This is a genomic window from Pantoea sp. X-Soil-TKNS-1279 (assembly GCF_059730565.1).
On sequence record NZ_AP035948.1, the window covers coordinates 411974 to 428441 of the forward strand.

14 protein-coding genes are annotated in these 16468 nt (G+C 55.4%); 9 read left to right on the forward strand and 5 right to left on the reverse strand.

Annotation, left to right across the window (positions count from 1 at the left end; all coding sequences use genetic code 11):
- The first annotated feature begins 10 nt into the window (after window positions 1–10).
- From soxR to AC6I8N_RS01875, 4 genes are all read left to right on the forward strand, one after another.
- On the forward strand, window positions 11–487 hold the full coding sequence (gene soxR, locus AC6I8N_RS01860) for a redox-sensitive transcriptional activator SoxR (RefSeq protein ID WP_013507513.1): 477 nt from the start codon (window positions 11–13) through the stop codon (window positions 485–487).
- 49 nt (window positions 488–536) lie between these two features.
- Window positions 537–1202: a glutathione S-transferase family protein gene (locus AC6I8N_RS01865; protein ID WP_208725482.1), complete on the forward strand. Its 666-nt coding sequence runs from the start codon at window positions 537–539 to the stop codon at window positions 1200–1202.
- Between the two features lie 353 nt (window positions 1203–1555).
- Window positions 1556–2905: an NCS2 family permease gene (locus AC6I8N_RS01870; RefSeq protein WP_497829921.1), complete on the forward strand. Its 1350-nt coding sequence runs from the start codon at window positions 1556–1558 to the stop codon at window positions 2903–2905.
- Between the two features lie 140 nt (window positions 2906–3045).
- Window positions 3046–4695, forward strand: coding sequence for a Na+/H+ antiporter (locus AC6I8N_RS01875; protein WP_497829922.1), 1650 nt, complete (start codon window positions 3046–3048; stop codon window positions 4693–4695).
- 15 nt (window positions 4696–4710) lie between these two features.
- On the opposite strand, the gene AC6I8N_RS01880 is transcribed toward AC6I8N_RS01875, so the two are convergent.
- Complete coding sequence (locus AC6I8N_RS01880; RefSeq protein ID WP_021184109.1) at window positions 4711–5613, reverse strand: LysR family transcriptional regulator; 903 nt, start codon at window positions 5611–5613, stop codon at window positions 4711–4713.
- A 107-nt stretch (window positions 5614–5720) separates the two neighbouring features.
- Here AC6I8N_RS01880 and AC6I8N_RS01885 point away from each other — a divergent pair, with 107 nt between their 5' ends.
- The 3 genes from AC6I8N_RS01885 to AC6I8N_RS01895 all read left to right on the forward strand — a co-directional run bounded on the left by AC6I8N_RS01885 (window position 5721) and on the right by AC6I8N_RS01895 (window position 7525).
- Window positions 5721–6146, forward strand: a complete 426-nt coding sequence (locus AC6I8N_RS01885) for a CidA/LrgA family protein (RefSeq protein WP_021184110.1) — start codon at window positions 5721–5723, stop codon at window positions 6144–6146.
- Window positions 6139–6834 carry an LrgB family protein gene (locus AC6I8N_RS01890; RefSeq protein ID WP_021184111.1) on the forward strand — a complete coding sequence of 232 codons (696 nt, stop codon included), beginning with the start codon at window positions 6139–6141 and terminating at the stop codon, window positions 6832–6834. Before AC6I8N_RS01885 ends, AC6I8N_RS01890 begins: the two co-directional genes overlap by 8 nt.
- 145 nt (window positions 6835–6979) lie before the next feature.
- Complete coding sequence (locus AC6I8N_RS01895; protein WP_021184112.1) at window positions 6980–7525, forward strand: YfaZ family outer membrane protein; 546 nt, start codon at window positions 6980–6982, stop codon at window positions 7523–7525.
- Window positions 7526–7704: 179 nt separating this feature from the next.
- On the opposite strand, the gene actP is transcribed toward AC6I8N_RS01895, so the two are convergent.
- The 3 genes from actP to acs form a co-directional block, all read right to left on the reverse strand.
- Window positions 7705–9357: a cation/acetate symporter ActP gene (gene actP / locus AC6I8N_RS01900; RefSeq protein ID WP_497829923.1), complete on the reverse strand. Its 1653-nt coding sequence runs from the start codon at window positions 9355–9357 to the stop codon at window positions 7705–7707.
- A complete protein-coding gene (locus AC6I8N_RS01905; RefSeq protein ID WP_497829924.1) occupies window positions 9354–9683 on the reverse strand; it encodes a DUF485 domain-containing protein in 330 nt (109 codons plus the stop codon). Before AC6I8N_RS01905 ends, actP begins: the two co-directional genes overlap by 4 nt.
- 248 nt (window positions 9684–9931) lie before the next feature.
- On the reverse strand, window positions 9932–11887 hold the full coding sequence (acs, locus tag AC6I8N_RS01910) for an acetate--CoA ligase (protein WP_497829925.1): 1956 nt from the start codon (window positions 11885–11887) through the stop codon (window positions 9932–9934).
- 561 nt (window positions 11888–12448) lie between these two features.
- Between acs and gltP the strand changes: the two genes are divergently transcribed.
- On the forward strand, window positions 12449–13750 hold the full coding sequence (gene gltP / locus AC6I8N_RS01915) for a glutamate/aspartate:proton symporter GltP (protein WP_021184117.1): 1302 nt from the start codon (window positions 12449–12451) through the stop codon (window positions 13748–13750).
- Between the two features lie 145 nt (window positions 13751–13895).
- Window positions 13896–14807 carry an N-acetylmuramic acid 6-phosphate etherase gene (gene murQ / locus AC6I8N_RS01920; protein ID WP_497829926.1) on the forward strand — a complete coding sequence of 304 codons (912 nt, stop codon included), beginning with the start codon at window positions 13896–13898 and terminating at the stop codon, window positions 14805–14807.
- Between the two features lie 35 nt (window positions 14808–14842).
- Here murQ and AC6I8N_RS01925 read toward each other — a convergent pair whose 3' ends face one another.
- Window positions 14843–16447: a hypothetical protein gene (locus tag AC6I8N_RS01925; RefSeq protein WP_497829927.1), complete on the reverse strand. Its 1605-nt coding sequence runs from the start codon at window positions 16445–16447 to the stop codon at window positions 14843–14845.
- Between the last annotated feature and the right edge of the window lie 21 nt (window positions 16448–16468).

Sequence of the window (16468 nt, forward strand, 5' to 3'; positions counted from 1 at the left end):
AAAGAGCGAAATGAAAAAAGAACGCAACTACCCGAAACCGGTGCTGACGCCGGGTGAAGTGGCGAAGCGCAGCGGTGTGGCGGTGTCGGCTTTGCACTTTTACGAAACCAAAGGATTGATCTCCAGTACGCGTAACAACGGCAACCAACGGCGTTACAGCCGTGATGTGCTACGCCGCGTGGCGATCATTAAAATTGCGCAGCGCATCGGTATTCCCCTCGCCACGGTCAGCGACAGTCTGATGCATGTGCCGGCTAACAAGCGCATGTCGACCCAGGAATGGGATGCGCTGACGCAGCACTGGCGTGAGGAACTGGATAAACGCATTGAAACCCTGACGCGGCTGCGTAACGATCTTGATGGCTGTATCGGCTGTGGTTGCCTGTCAATGCGTGACTGTCCATTGCGTAACCCTGGCGACCGTTTGGGCGAGCAAGGTTCGGGGGCGGTTTTGCTCGATCCGCAACAGGACGAGCAGAAACGCTGAGGCGACATCATCTATACTTGCTGGTCCAACCATTGGTCAGGAAGCCATGATGATCACCGTTCACCATCTTGAAAATTCTCGTTCACATCGGGTGCTGTGGCTGCTGGAAGAGCTGTCAGTGCCTTATCAGATCAAACGTTACCAACGTGAAGGCACCCTGCTGGCGCCCGAGTCGTTGAAGAAAGTCCATCCGTTGGGGAAATCTCCGGTGATCACCGATGGCAATCGCGTGATCGCGGAATCCGGCGCAATCCTGGAGTATCTGGCTGACAAATATGACGCCGAATATCGATTAAAGCTGTCCGATGAAGATGCGCAAATTGCGGCGCGTTACTGGCTGCATTACGCCGAGGGGTCGTTGATGCCCCTGCTGGTGATGAAACTGGTGTTCGGGCAGTTGGGTAAAAAACCGGTGCCCTGGCTGTTGCGCCCGGCCGGTAAGGCTCTGAGCGCCGGGATTCAGAAAGCCTGGCTGAACAAGCAGTTGAGATTACATGGGGATGTGATTGAACAGCACCTGAGTCAGCACCCTTACTTCGCCGGTAATCGTTTTAGCATCGCCGATATTCAGATGAGTTTTCCGCTGCTGGCGATGCGTGCGCGTACCGGCCTGCGTGATATGCCTGCCAGTCAGCACTGGCTGGAAGGGCTGGAACAACGCGCCGCCTGGCAGCGGGCGATTGAGCAGGGTGGCCCGATCAATTTCAGCCAATAATCATGTTGCGCAACCCGGCTATCATTTGGTTGCGCAACAAAAATGCGCATAAAAATTCCTATAATTTCCAGTCTGTTCCACTGAAACTCGCGCACGCCGGGGCAGCGGAACTACGTTGCATTTCTGTTATGCAATGAGGATTATCCTGTATCGATGCAGATTAGCAGTTGAAAATCTCAGGCCAATCACCGGATAATCGTTTGCCTTTTTTCTGAGTTCCCCCTTTTACGACCAGAAATACGCGACTACGTAAACGTTTGCGTTGTTTCTCCGTTGGAGAAACGTGCACCAGGATGGCAGGCAAACGTCAGTCGTGCGGCCACTCACAACAGCAAAAATTCAGAGGATTAATTATGTCTGGCGAATCTCGCCCGGTCAGTGGAAAACTGGACGGCTGGTTCAATATTTCAGCACGCGGCAGTAGCGTGCGTCAGGAAGTGCTGGCGGGCTTAACCACCTTCCTGGCGATGGTCTACTCCGTCATCGTGGTGCCGGGTATGCTCGGCAAAGCGGGCTTCTCACCGACCGCGGTATTCGTCGCTACCTGCCTGGTGGCGAGTTTCGGTTCGATCATCATGGGGTTGTGGGCCAACCTGCCGATGGCGATTGGCTGCGCTATCTCGCTGACGGCGTTTACCGCCTTTAGCCTGGTGCTAGGTCAGCACATCAGCGTGCCGGTGGCGCTTGGTGCGGTGTTCCTGATGGGGCTGCTGTTCACCCTGATTTCGGTGACCGGCATCCGCGCATGGATTCTGCGCAACCTGCCAATGGGCGTAGCGCATGGTACCGGCATCGGTATTGGCCTGTTTCTGTTGCTGATCGCGGCTGACAGCGTTGGCCTGGTGGTGAAAAACCCGGCGGCGGGTTTGCCGGTTGAACTGGGCCACTTCGCCTCCTTCCCGGTGATTATGGCGCTGGTGGGTCTGGCGGCGATCTTCGGGCTGGAGAAGCGCCGTGTCCCTGGCGGCATTTTGCTGACCATTGTGGCGATCTCGATTGTCGGACTGATTTTTGATCCGGCAGTGAAATATCAGGGGCTGTTTGCCATGCCGAGCCTGAAAGATGCCAGCGGTCAGTCGCTGGTGTTCAGCCTCGATATCATGGGCGCGCTCAAACCCGCGGTGCTGCCGACGGTGCTGGCGCTGGTGATGACGGCGGTGTTTGATGCTACCGGCACCATCCGGGCGGTGGCCGGCCAGGCTAATCTGCTGGATAAAGACGGCCAGATCATCAATGGTGGCCGCGCCCTGACCACCGATTCTGTCAGCAGCCTGTTTGCCGGTCTGGTGGGCGCTTCCCCGGCGGCGGTCTATATCGAATCGGCGGCCGGTACGGCGGCGGGCGGTAAAACCGGTCTGACGGCGGTGGTAGTGGGTCTGTTGTTCATGGTGATTCTGTTTATGTCGCCGCTGGCGTATCTGGTGCCGGCATATGCTACTGCTCCGGCGCTGATGTATGTCGGTCTGCTGATGCTCAGCAACGTGGCGAAAATCGATTTCAATGATTTCGTTGATGCCATGTCCGGCCTGCTGACGGCGGTGTTTATCGTGCTGACCTGCAACATCGTCACCGGCATTATGCTTGGCTTTGCGGCGTTGGTGATTGGTCGCCTGTTTGCCGGTGAGTGGCGCAAGCTGAATATCGGTACGGTGGTGATTGCTGTGGCGTTGGTGGCTTTCTACGCCGGTGGCTGGGCCATCTGACCTGAAATTTTCCTGAAATCCGAATTATTCGCTTTCCTTGTACTGCCGCACGTCGGGTTTTCCCGTCGTGCGGCGTTTTGTTTTACACTTTCCTGCGCAACAAACATCGCTTTAACGAAAATGATTCGCCTAAGGAAAGCATGGAAATCTTCTTTACTATTCTCATCATGACACTGGTTGTGTCGCTCTCTGGTGTTGCGGCACGTATCTTGCCGTTTCAAATCCCGCTGCCGCTGGTGCAGATCGCGGCCGGTGCAATGCTCGCCTGGCCGACCTTTGGTCTGCATGTCGATTTTGATCCCGAACTGTTTCTGGTGCTGTTTATTCCGCCCTTGCTGTTCGCCGACGGCTGGAAAACACCGATTAACGAATTTCTGCATCACGGTCGTGAGATCATCGGACTGGCGCTGGTGCTGGTGCTGATCACCGTGGTGGGTATCGGCTATCTGATTTACTGGCTGGTGCCGGGTATCCCGCTGATTCCGGCCTTTGCGCTGGCGGCGGTACTGTCACCGACCGATGCGGTGGCGCTCTCCGGTATCGTTGGAGAAGGGCGCATCCCGAAAAAAATCATGTCGATTGTGCAGGGCGAAGCCCTGATGAACGATGCATCCGGCCTGGTGTCTCTCAAGTTTGCTGTCGCCGTGGCGATGGGCACTATGGTCTTCACCTGGGGCGGTGCCAGCGTCGAGTTCCTCAAAGTGGCGGTTGGCGGCCTGGTGGCCGGGGTCGCGGTTTGCTGGCTGTATGGCCGCTCGCTGCGTCTGCTGAGTCGCTGGAGCGGTGACGATCCGGCAACGCAGACGGTGTTATTGCTGCTGCTGCCGTTTGCCTCCTATCTGATTGCGGAACACCTTGGTGTCTCCGGTATCCTCGCGGCAGTGGCGGCCGGTATGACCATCACCCGTTCCGGTATCATCCGCCAGGCTCCGCTGGCGATGCGTTTACGCGCCAACAGCGTGTGGCAGATGCTGGAATTTGTCTTCAACGGCATGGTGTTCCTGATGCTCGGCCTGCAACTGCCGGGCATTATTGATACCTCGGTGGCACAGGCCAACGCCGATCCCAATGTCGAGCTGTGGATGCTGTTCACCGACATCGTGTTGGTGTATGCCGCGCTGATGGTGGTGCGTTTTGGCTGGCTGTGGATGATGAAACGCGCCAGCCTGCGTTTCCTCAAGAAAAAGCCGCTGGAATTTGCCAGCTACTCCCTGCGCGAACTGCTGATTGCCTCGTTTGCCGGGGTGCGCGGGGCGATTACCCTTGCCGGTGTGCTGTCAATTCCGCTGTTCCTCAGCAACGGTGACCCGTTCCCGGCGCGCTACGAGTTGGTATTCCTCTCTACCGGCGTGATCCTGTTTTCGCTGCTGGTTGGTGTGGTGCTGTTACCCATCCTGCTGCGCGGCATGGAGAGCACCGATAAAGCAGGCCATCGACGCGAAATTCAAAGCGCGCGTGCCGCGATGGCCAGCGTGGCGATCGAAAGCCTGCAAAAGATGGAAGCCCGGCTGGAAAAAGACACCGAAGAAAACATCGATCCGGAGCTGTTGAAAGAGGTCAGCCTGCGGGTGATCGGCAATCTGCGCCGTCGCGTGGTCGGGAAAGAGGAGCTGGAGCAGGCGCTGTTTGCGGAGAACCTTGAACGCCGCTTCCGTCTGACGGCGATCCGCGCCGAGCGCGCCGAGGTGTATCACCTGCGCGCCACCCAGCAAATCTCCAACGAAACCATGCAGAAATTGTTGCGCGATCTCGACCTGCTGGAAGCTTTGCTGATCGAGAAAGAAGAGTAACCGCTGCGCCGCGAATCAGACTGAGATTCGCGGCGCATTATCCGGCCAGTGCTCACGACAGCAGGCAATCCACGCCTGAGCGCTACGTGACAAATAACTGCCTTCCCGCCAGATCAATCCCAGGCTCCACTTCAGCTCTGATTCCAGCGGCAGCCACAGCAGTGATTGCTTATCCAGCCGTTGGCAAATCGGTTCCGGCAGGATCGCCAACCCCATTTCCGCCTGCACCATCGCGGCGAGGAAGTCCCATTGACCGCTGCGCACCGCGATATTTGCCGTCAACCCAAGACGATGAAAGGCCTTCATTAACTGGCGATTGAGCGAAAATTCTTCGTTGAAAATCAGCAACGGATGTTCCGCCAGCTCACCCAGCCCCAGATGGGTACGATTGAGCCAGGGCGCGGTGCGCGGCAGCAAAACGCATAACGGATGGTGCATCAACTCCAGCGTATTCAGTGGCAAATCGGCGTCGACCGGCAGCGCCGTCAGCGCGATATCGAGGCTGCCATCCAGCACCGCCTGCTGCACCGTCAGGCCGCCAAACTCGGCGATTTTCAGTTCCACACCCGGATAACGGCGGCGGAAGGCAGAGATGGAACCGGCAATTTGCATCCCCACCATTGGCGGAATGCCCAGCCGCAGCTCGCCGGTCTTCAGTTGGGTGATGTCACCGATCTCAGCTTCCAGTTGGTGAAACTCCTGCAAAATCGCCAACCCACGCTGATAAACCGCCTGGCCGCTATCGGTAAGATGCAGCTTGCGACCGTCGCGCAGCAGCAGCGTGCAGCCCAGCTCCTCTTCCAGTTGGCGCAGCATTTTACTGATGGTGGGCTGTGTGACGTAAAGCTTCTGCGCGGCGCGGGTGAAGCTTTGTTGGCGCACCACTTCGGTAAAGTAGCGCAGGGCGCGGACGTCCATAGAAGTATTCCTGATTGGCATAGTTTGAATAATATTAATTCATTTTTTTCACACTCTGCCTGCGTTTTATACTGAACACCTGATTTATTTACGGGGGAGTGAAGAAAATGGCGTTCGCATTGAGTCCGCGCAGAACGGACATCCTGCAACGTATTTTCGTCCCGCTACAGTTGGTGCTGTACGTGGGATTGTTTATCGCCAGCGATAAACTGGTGGGTTGGCTGCATTTGCCGCTGCCTGCCAATGTCGTTGGCATGTTGCTGTTGTTGGTGTTGATTATGACGCGCGTGATACCGCTGCGCTGGGTGAAGGCGGGCGCTAACTGGCTGCTGGCCGAGATGTTGTTGTTCTTTGTCCCGGCGGTGGTGGCGGTGGTGAACTACAGCGATTTGTTGCGCAGCGAGGGTTGGCGCATCTGTCTGGTGATTGGCATCAGCACCCTGTTGGTGTTGGCGGCTACCTCGCTGGTGGTTGATCGCGTTTACCGTTTTGAAATGGCGCGTGCAGCGCGTAAGCAGGCGCATCATGAATGATCTGATCATTAGCCTGCTTTGTCTGGCGCTGACGCTGCTGGTTTATTACCTCAACAAACGTTTGTACCAGCGCTGGCGCACTTTGCTGCTGATGCCGTTGGTGATGACGCCGCTGGTGTTGGTGGTACTGCTGCTGATTACCCATGTGAGCTGGAAAGATTACATCGCCGAAAGCCACTGGCTGCTGTGGCTGCTTGGCCCGGCAACGCTGGCCTTTGCGGTGCCGGTGTATGAAAACCAGGAGATTATCAAACGCCATTGGTTATCGCTCAGTTTGGGGGTGGCGACCGCGACGCTGGTGTCGGTGTGCAGCTCGGTGTGGCTGGCGCGTTTGCTTACTCTGCCGGAATCTATTCAGCGCAGCCTGGCCGTGCGCTCCATCACCACGCCGTTTGCGCTGGCGGCGGCGAAACCGATTGGCGGTCAGCCGGATCTGGTGGCGCTGTTTGTGGTGATCACCGGGGTGTTTGGCATGGCGGTAGGGGATTTTCTGTTCCTGCGTATCGCGATCAAACAGGGTGTGGCGAAGGGGGCCGGTTTCGGCGCTGCCTCGCACGGTGCCGGTACGGCGCGCGCTTACCAGATAGGTCAGCAGGAAGGGGTGGTTTCCAGCCTGGTGATGATGCTTTCTGGTGTGGTGACGGTGATCCTTGCCCCCTTGCTGGGGCATCTGATGTGGCAGGCGTAATCTGCCAAATTAACGGCCCGCAAGGGCCGTTTGGCATGTTGCTGTCATTCCTGTTTACGTAAAGCTTGCCAAATAAAGTTGTTTCCTGCCGCCTGGCTGTTTACCCTTTCCGCCGAATTGATTGTCCTTCATGGAGTGGAATTACATGTTAAAGCAACTTGTTACAGGAAGCGTACTGGGTCTGGCTCTGTTGAGCAGCGGCGCGCAGGCGATTGAGGGCAGTGTTGACGTGGGTGAACACACCACCAACCTCAACCTTGGCCTCGGTACCAACTCACCGGGTCTGTTCCTTAATGGCAACTGGCTGCGCAGCGATCATGACGGCAGCACTTACGGTTTGGGTCTGGGTTACAACGTTGATTTTGGTAACCTGCGTCTGGCTCCGACGGCGAAAGCGCTGTTTACCCACCCGGAAGATGGTAAAGACGGATTTGCCGTGGCAGTGGGTGCGGGTGCGCAGTACAACTTCAATAGCATGTGGGGCCTGTATGGTGGCTACTACTATGCACCGGAATCCTTCTCTGATCATCTCGACAGCTACCAGGAAGTGTCTGGCGGCCTGAGCTTCACCCCGATCTCGCTGTTGAACGTACGTGTGGGTTATCAGTATATCGAGCTGAACAACAAAGGCAGCCGTAAAGACAACGTGCTGGCCGATGGCCCGTATGTTGGGGCGTCACTGCGTTTTTAATCCTCTGTGGTTAGAGTCCTCTGCGCGCTGTGACCCTCACCCCGGCCCTCTCCCATAAGGGAGAGGGAGGTGTGCGATATGCCAGCTTTGCACGGACCATTCCCTCTCCCACAAGTGGGAGAGGGAGGGGAACCATATATTCCCTCTCCCACTTGTGGGAGAGGGTTAGGGTGAGGGCGTCAGTGCGCTTTCCCCTGCGAAATCCCCACGCCGGTCTGAGAACGAATAAACTGTCCACGGAAGCGTTGACGTTCAATGGCCCCCTGTTCCGAATGGTCGGTAATGGAAAACAGCCAGGTGCCGATAAACGCGGCCAGTATTGAGAACAACGCCGGATACTCATACGGATAGATTGGCGCGGCATGACCCAGAACCTGCACCCAGATGGTCGGTCCAAGAATCATCAACACCACCGCCGTCAGCAAGCCCAGCCAGCCACCAATCATTGCGCCGCGTGTAGTCAGCTTCGACCAGTACATCGACAGCAAAATAATCGGGAAGTTACAGCTGGCCGCGATAGAGAACGCCAGGCCGACCATAAAGGCGATATTCTGCTTCTCAAACAAAATCCCCAGCGCAATCGCTACGATGCCAAGCACCAGCACCGTGACTTTCGAGACATGCAGTTCCTCGCGTTCGGTGGCCTTGCCTTTGCGGATCACGCTGGCATAAAGGTCATGAGAAACCGCAGAAGCCCCCGCCAGCGTTAACCCGGCCACCACCGCCAGAATGGTGGCGAATGCCACAGCAGAGATAAAGCCAAGGAACAGGCTGCCACCCACTGCATCCGCCAGATGGACTGCCGCCATATTGGTGCCGCCAATCAGCGCGCCGCTGGCATCTTTAAAGGCGGGATTGGCCCCTACCAGCAAGATCGCGCCGAAACCGATAATAAAGGTGAGGAAGTAGAAATAGCCCATAAAACCGGTGGCCCAGAACACACTTTTACGCGCCTCACGCGCATCGGCCACCGTGAAGAAGCGCATCAGAATATGCGGTAAACCGGCGGTACCAAACATCAGGGCCAGTCCGAGCGACAGCGCTGAGATCGGATCTTTCACCAACCCGCCCGGCTGCATAATGGCCGCGCCTTTCGGGTGCACGGCCATCGCTTCAGTAAACAGCGTGTTGAAGCTGAAACCTGCGGTTTTCATCACCATGACAGCCATAAAGGTCGCGCCAAACAGCAGCAGCACGGCTTTGATGATTTGCACCCAGGTGGTCGCCAGCATGCCGCCGAACAGCACATACATCACCATCAGGATGCCCACCAGAATGACGGCAATATGGTAATTAAGGCCGAACAGGAGCTGAATCAACTTACCGGCACCGACCATCTGCGCAATCAGATACAGCGCCACCACCACCAGTGAACCGCAAGCGGAGAGGGTGCGAATGGGTTTTTGCTCCAGACGATAGGAGGCCACATCAGCAAAGGTATAGCGACCCAGGTTGCGTAAACGCTCGGCAATCAGAAACAGGATCATCGGCCAGCCCACCAGAAAGCCGAGCGAATAGATCAGGCCGTCATAACCGGAGGTGTAAACCAGGGCGGAGATGCCGAGAAACGAGGCTGCGGACATATAATCGCCTGCCATCGCCAGCCCGTTCTGAAAACCGGTGATATTGCCGCCTGCGGTATAGTAATCGCTGCGAGAACGGGTACGTTTGGAAGCCCAATACGTAATCCCGAGGGTCGCGGCGACGAACACCACAAACATAATAATGGCGCCGTAATTGATGGGTTGTTTCTGCACCGCACCGGTAATGGCATCGGCGGCAAAGGCGCTGATGGGGGCGGCGGCGAGGAACAGTGGGAGCAGACGCTTCATGATTTCACCTCGCGCAGAATTTGTTGGGTCAGACGATCAAATTCACCGTTGGCACGCCAGACATAAATTCCCGTCAGCACAAAAGAGATCACAATCAGGCCGATGCCGATGGGGATACCTCGCGTGACGTTAGTGCCGGGATGGAGCGGCGTACCAAGCCAGGCGGGGGCGAAGGCGATCAGCAGGATAAAACCGACGTATAACACCAGCATGATCAGGCTGAGCGCCAGCGCAAAGGACTGGCGTTTATGTACCAGCTCCTGAAAGCGCGGATTGCTCTCGATTTGTTGCCACACAGCTTCCTGTTGGTTTACGGCTTCGTTCATCACAGTTTCTCCAGAGGCAAGGCAGGCAGTAACCTCACCGAAAAGTGATGTTAACTGACTGAATGTTCTAATTATTTAGTAAATGCGATGTTGACGAGTACGACGGAGGGCAGGGTTGACGATGCGGAGCCTGTGGGGACAGGCTGAACCGCATTGCCGGGTTATATTCGTAGCGGCGCGATTTATCGCGCTTTTAATCAGTACAGCGTGCGATAAATTGCGCCGCTACGTATTTATCTGATGACTATTTACGGCATTTTTATCGACTGTTTCTCTTCCAGTAATTTTTCTACCACGCCTGGATCGGCCAGCGTGGAGGTATCGCCCAGATTGCTGGTATCACCGGTGGCGATCTTACGCAGGATACGGCGCATGATTTTACCGGAGCGGGTTTTCGGCAGCGAGTCGGTCCAGTGCAGTACGTCTGGGGTGGCAAGCGGGCCAATCTCTTTACGCACCCAGTTACGGACCTCGGTGTAGAGTTCTGGCGACGGCTCCTCGCCGTGATTCAGCGTAATGTAAGCATAGATCGCCTGACCTTTAATGCTGTGTGGAATCCCCACCACCGCCGCTTCAGCAATCTTCGGATGTGACACCAGCGCTGATTCAATTTCTGCGGTGCCGAGGCGGTGACCGGAGACGTTCAGCACGTCATCAACACGCCCGGTGATCCAGTAGTAACCATCTTCATCCCGGCGTGCGCCGTCACCGCTGAAGTAACGGTGCTTGAAGGTGGAGAAGTAGGTCTGCTCGAAACGTTCATGATCGCCAAACAAGGTACGCGCCTGACCCGGCCACGAATCAACAATCACCAGGTTGCCTTCCGTCGCGCCATCCAGGGTATTGCCTTCGTTATCGACCAGCGCCGGTTGCACACCGAAGAACGGTTTAGTGGCGGAACCTGCTTTCAACTCGATAGCGCCCGGCAGTGGGGTGATCATGAAACCACCGGTTTCGGTCTGCCACCAGGTATCGACAATCGGGCAGCGACCATCACCAATCTTGTTGTAGTACCACTCCCAGGCTTCCGGGTTAATCGGCTCACCCACCGAACCCATAATGCGCAGGCTGCTGCGGTTAGTCCCTTCAATCGCCTTGTCGCCTTCGGCCATCAGCGCGCGAATCGCGGTGGGGGCGGTGTAGAGCAGGGTCACTTTGTGTTTATCGACCACTTCCGCCATGCGGCTCGGCTTCGGCCAGTTCGGCACACCTTCAAACATCAGCGTGGTAGCACCACACGCCAGTGGACCATAAATCAGATAGCTGTGTCCGGTAACCCAGCCGACATCGGCGGTGCACCAGTAAACGTCTTCCGGATGATAATCAAAAACATACTTAAAAGTGGTAGCGGCATACACCAGATAGCCCCCGGTGGTATGCAGCACGCCTTTTGGCTTACCGGTAGAGCCGGAGGTATAGAGAATAAACAGCGGATCTTCGGCATTCATCGCTACCGCTTGATGCTGGTCGCTGGCACCTGCCATCAGGTCATGCCACCACAGGTCTCGGCCTTCGCGCCAGCCGGTATCTTTACCGGTGCGTTGGAACACCACCACGTTCTTCACGCTGGTGACATTTGGGTTATTCAGGGCATCATCCACGTTTTTCTTCAGCGCAATGCTGCGTCCGGCGCGAATGCCTTCATCGGCGGTAATCACCAATTTGGCGTTTGAATCGATGATGCGTCCGGCGACGGCCTCTGGTGAGAAACCGCCAAAAATCACCGAATGCACCGCTCCGATGCGCGCGCAGGCCAGCATGGCAATCGCGGCTTCCGGCACCATTGGCATATAGATGGCGACCACATCGCCTTTCTTCACCCCCAGGCTGCTGAGCACGTTGGCAAAACGACACACTTCAGCGTGTAACTGACGGAAGGTCAGGGTCTTACTTTCGTTGGCGTCATCGCCTTCCCAGATGATGGCAGGATGGTCACCACGGGTTTGCAGGTGACGATCAAGGCAGTTGGCCGCGAGGTTGAGCGTGCCATCTTCATACCAGCGAATGGCGATATTACCCGGCGCAAAGGAGGTGTTCTTCACTTTGCTATAGGGAGTAATCCAGTCGAGAATTTTGCCTTGCTCGCCCCAAAAGGTTTCGGGATCGTCAACCGACTGTTGGTACATCGCTGCATATTGCTCTGCATTAATCAGGGCGTTCTCGGCAATCGCAGCAGGAACGGGATGCTTGTGAATTTGGCTCATGGCTGACCTCCTTGAAGATGTTAATCATATGTCAATCAATGGTTAATTGAAGCCCGACCCTGCGGCTTTGTTTCGGTTTTGCAGACTGGATCACGGCCTAAGCCTGTGGGTATTCGTTTGGCAAATATCATGGAATCATCAGGCGCAGCAGGTGCTAACTCTGAGAAATTTCTGAACAAAATATCAGCAAACGCGCCCGGCTGCTTTTTACGCGATTTTGCATAGCTATGCGGAAAATTATCGAATTAAAACTTTTCATAACAGCGGGTTATGGTTTTCTCCCCGGATCAGCATTTTATGCTACAGCGCAGGATAAGAATTAAGCGAACCCGCCAGGGGTTGCATTTACCGTAGTGAAAATGGTACTTATCTCGCCCCTGGCAAGCCAGTATCCACTCAGGCTGCATCACAGGACGCGTGCAAAATGCACGCAAGGTAGTATCGGATGCAGTCCATAATAACCCTCTATTTTATCGGGCTTTTGCTCACTTCCCTGTGTGTTTCGTCTTCTGCTCCTTCGCAGCAGAGCAAAGGGGTTTTAACTGAGGAAAGTAACGCGTTATGAAAGGTTTTAAACTCAGCCTCGCCTGGCAGATATTGATTGCGCTGATTCTGGGCGTCGTGGTCGGTACGGTGTTGCATAATCAACCGGACGATCGTGAATGGTTAATCACCAATATTCTCAGCCCGGCGGGCGACATCTTCATTCATCTGATTAAGATGATTGTGGTGCCGATTGTGGTTTCGTCATTGATTGTCGGCATTGCTGGCGTGGGCGATGCGAAAAAACTCGGACGTATTGGCGTCAAAACCATTGTCTATTTTGAAGTGATCACCACCATTGCCATTGTGGTCGGCATCACGCTGGCCAACGTATTCCAACCCGGCAGCGGCATTGATATGTCAACGCTGGCAACGGTGGACATCTCTAAATACGAAGCCACAACGCAGGCGGTACAGGGTGCACCGCACAGCCTGGTCACCACCATTTTGTCACTGATCCCGCAGAACATTTTTGCCTCGCTGGTGAAGGGTGACATGCTGCCGATTATCTTCTTCTCGGTGCTGTTTGGTCTGGGGCTGTCCTCTCTGCCTGCGGAACATCGTGATCCGCTGGTCGGGCTGTTCCGTTCGGTTTCTGAAACCATGTTTAAAGTGACGCATATGATCATGCGTTACGCACCGGTCGGCGTATTTGCGTTGATTGCCGTCACCATTGCTAACTTCGGCTTCGCCTCACTATGGCCGCTCGCCAAGCTGGTGTTGTTGGTGTATGTGGCGATTCTGTTTTTCGCCTTTGTGGTGCTGGGGGCGGTGGCGCGCTTCTGCAAACTGCGTATCACCACCCTGATGCGCATTTTGAAAGATGAACTGATTCTGGCTTACTCCACCTCCAGCTCAGAAACCGTGTTGCCGCGCATCATGCAGAAGATGGAAGCCTATGGCGCGCCGAAGGCTATCACCAGCTTTGTGGTGCCAACCGGTTATTCGTTCAACCTTGACGGCTCAACGCTGTACCAGAGCATTGCGGCGATCTTCATTGCTCAGTTGTATGGCATTGACCTGTCGCTGACCGATGAAATCATCCTGGTGCTGACGTTGATGGTGACCTCGAAAGGGATTGCAGGCGTACCGGGCGTCTCTTTCGTGGTGCTGCTGGCAACGCTGGGGAGTGTCGGGATTCCGTTGGAAGGTCTGGCGTTTATTGCCGGTGTTGACCGTATTATGGATATGGCGCGTACCGCGTTGAACGTGATTGGTAATGCGCTGGCGGTACTGGTGATCGCCCGTTGGGAAAACCAGTTCGACACCGAACAAGCCGCCGCTTACGAGCTTAAGTTACGTACGCAAAACGCTGCGTAACCTGCCTCTCATAAACCCGCCATCTGGCGGGTTTTTTTATTCCTGCGCCGGGCAAAACGGAAAAATTTCCCTTTTCACCTGGTGAATTAACAATTCAGTTTGATATATAGTTTCAAGAATAAATTATTCTCTTAGCGGAACCTGTATGAAAATCGATCTCAGCCAGATGATTACTGAGGGGCGTAACCCGGCCAGCCAACAGATTGATGAGCTGTCGACGGAAGCGATGCTGCGCGTTATCAATGACGAAGATAAGAAAGTGGCGCTGGCGGTAGAAGCGATTGTGCCGCAGATTGCCGAGGTGGTGGATGCCATCACCGCCGCCTTCAGTCAGGGGGGCCGTCTCATCTATTGCGGAGCGGGTACCTCAGGTCGTCTCGGGATCCTCGATGCCAGTGAATGCCCACCTACCTTTGGCACCCCGCGCAGCCAGGTGGTAGGGCTGATCGCCGGAGGTCACACCGCAATTTTGCAGGCGGTGGAAAATGCCGAGGATAATAATGAGCAAGGTGCGCAGGATCTGCGTGATATCCAGTTCAGCAGCAAAGATGTGTTGGTAGGCATCGCCGCCAGCGGTCGCACGCCTTACGTGCTGGGTGCCCTCGATTATGCCAAACAGGTGGGAGCCTTTAGTGCCGCCTTAACCTGCAACCCGAACAGCGCGATGGCGCAGGTGGCCGATGTGGCTCTGACCCCAGTGGTGGGGCCGGAAGTGGTCACCGGTTCTTCGCGTATGAAAGCGGGCACAGCGCAAAAGCTGGTACTGAATATGTTGACCACCGGCGCGATGATCCGTAGCGGTAAGGTATACGGCAACCTGATGGTGGATGTCGAAGCGACTAACCAGAAGCTGGTACAGCGGCAGATTAATATCGTTAAACAGGCAACCGAATGCGATGACGCTACTGCGCAGCAGGCGCTGGCGGCCTGCCAGGGACACTGCAAAACCGCGATTGTGATGGTACTCGCCGGTTTGCCGGCGGCAGAAGCACAAGCGCTGCTCAGCCACAACAATGGCTTTATTCGCCAGGCATTGCGCGAGGTGCCGTTGCGTTAATGGAAGGGGGCCAGCGTTACTATGCTGGCACCCGATCATTGCAACGTGGTGTGGATATCGACCCAGCTGTCAGCTGGAATGTCGGTGTAGTCACCGAGGGCGGCGGTTATGGTGCCCTCAGAACCGTTCAGGGTGTATTTCAGCGCCCTGACACCAATCACAATCGTGTTGTAAGAATCAGACTCGATAGTCGCCGCCAGATTCTGGATGCCTGCTCCGCCTGCAATCACCGGATTACTGATTTTCCATAAAGATTTTTTCGTGACGATTGATGTGCCGATGATCTTATATTTTCCCGTCGCTTCTTTTGTCGCGGTCAACTTGCCGGACTGCGCGTAACCCCGATTAACCGCGCTAAAGTCATCGTTCTGTTTAAACGCATCCTGCACCGGCGATCGGGTCGCGGCGGCTATGGAGTCAGAGATGCGGATTACTGCCCCGGATGTTTTCACCACACGGCCATCATTAAGGGGGATATAGGTATTTGAGGTTAAAGAATTTTCTTCCTCAACATACACAATACCTTCAGGCTCTCTGTTCAGTGGCCCATCGCCCGCTTGATGAAGAACGACTTTCTCTTCCCCTGAATTTCCTGCCTCGGCATAGCGAAGTGGAATGAAGGTCGCACCTTCGTTACGGGCGGCAATTTTGGCGTAGACCGTTAACGTATTGTCCGACGTGTTGTAGACGTAGCCAAATTGCGTCAGGTTTGCGGTGTCGTGTCGGTAGTCCGAGGGATCGCGTAAGTTAGTGATACGCAAGACATGCTTCACCGTCGCGGCATTGAGCGATGAGACAAAAATATCATTGCATTGAATCAGATAGGTATAGATTGACTCTGCCAGGGTTCCCCCGGAGATAAAAAATCCGGTGAAGTTCGGGCCTGAATTTCTTACACCGGTTTTCAGGGTGAATAACGTTACCCAACTGGGTTGGCTGAGCCAGATTGTGGGCTGCACATTTCCCTTCCTCAACGGCGCGATTAAATCCTTATCCGTTAAGGCACGCGGAGCAACCACGCCCGATCCCGCATAGGGAGTGCCGTAGTCGGTATATTGCCCCGGTCCGGCAATATACATGTCAGCTGAACCGTCGGCTTTGGGCAGAAAGATTAACGAGGAATGCAGCGTGTCATCTTCGGCACCGGAGAAGGGTAAGCGCAATATGCTGCCATTCCAGCCAGCGATACCTTGTCCATAGGGTTCACTGAACGGGATGGCCACTCTGGCCGCCGTGGGCTTTCCCTCTTTCGTGGCATACGTCTGGAGACGCCCACGTTCATCAATAATTAACGCCCCCCGGTTATCTGGCCCGCCAAATGTTAAGCCAGCGATCCCTTTAGGGTCCGAAACGCCTTGTACGATATCAAACTGCCCGCGTTGCTTGACCCGGTCAAACACCGACGTTGTTCCACTGCCCGCCACTTGCTTGCCTTCGCCGGTAAAGAAACCGCCAACCAGTTCGAATCCATTCTCTTTGCCAATCTCAGTACGTAATGTGTCTGGCGCTGCCGTCGCGGGTAAGGGAGGGTGATTTATCCTGACATCACTGGAGTTGGATGCAGAACTGCGGTTTGAGAACAACGCCAGTAGTGTCGAAGGCACAATCCAGTTCAAAAGACGTCTTCTTGATAGAGTCATGATGTCTCACCGTCTGTTTAT

Excerpts from the sequence above, each read along its gene's own strand:
- soxR (WP_013507513.1), top strand. The coding sequence starts at position 11 with ATGAAAAAAGAACGCAACTACCCGAAACCGGTGCTGACGCCGGGTGAA.
- AC6I8N_RS01865 (WP_208725482.1), top strand. The coding sequence starts at position 537 with ATGATCACCGTTCACCATCTTGAAAATTCTCGTTCACATCGGGTGCTG.
- AC6I8N_RS01870 (WP_497829921.1), top strand. The coding sequence starts at position 1,556 with ATGTCTGGCGAATCTCGCCCGGTCAGTGGAAAACTGGACGGCTGGTTC.
- AC6I8N_RS01875 (WP_497829922.1), top strand. The coding sequence starts at position 3,046 with ATGGAAATCTTCTTTACTATTCTCATCATGACACTGGTTGTGTCGCTC.
- AC6I8N_RS01880 (WP_021184109.1), bottom strand. The coding sequence starts at position 5,613 with ATGGACGTCCGCGCCCTGCGCTACTTTACCGAAGTGGTGCGCCAACAA.
- AC6I8N_RS01885 (WP_021184110.1), top strand. The coding sequence starts at position 5,721 with ATGGCGTTCGCATTGAGTCCGCGCAGAACGGACATCCTGCAACGTATT.
- AC6I8N_RS01890 (WP_021184111.1), top strand. The coding sequence starts at position 6,139 with ATGAATGATCTGATCATTAGCCTGCTTTGTCTGGCGCTGACGCTGCTG.
- AC6I8N_RS01895 (WP_021184112.1), top strand. The coding sequence starts at position 6,980 with ATGTTAAAGCAACTTGTTACAGGAAGCGTACTGGGTCTGGCTCTGTTG.
- actP (WP_497829923.1), bottom strand. The coding sequence starts at position 9,357 with ATGAAGCGTCTGCTCCCACTGTTCCTCGCCGCCGCCCCCATCAGCGCC.
- AC6I8N_RS01905 (WP_497829924.1), bottom strand. The coding sequence starts at position 9,683 with ATGAACGAAGCCGTAAACCAACAGGAAGCTGTGTGGCAACAAATCGAG.
- acs (WP_497829925.1), bottom strand. The coding sequence starts at position 11,887 with ATGAGCCAAATTCACAAGCATCCCGTTCCTGCTGCGATTGCCGAGAAC.
- gltP (WP_021184117.1), top strand. The coding sequence starts at position 12,449 with ATGAAAGGTTTTAAACTCAGCCTCGCCTGGCAGATATTGATTGCGCTG.
- murQ (WP_497829926.1), top strand. The coding sequence starts at position 13,896 with ATGAAAATCGATCTCAGCCAGATGATTACTGAGGGGCGTAACCCGGCC.
- AC6I8N_RS01925 (WP_497829927.1), bottom strand. The coding sequence starts at position 16,447 with ATGACTCTATCAAGAAGACGTCTTTTGAACTGGATTGTGCCTTCGACA.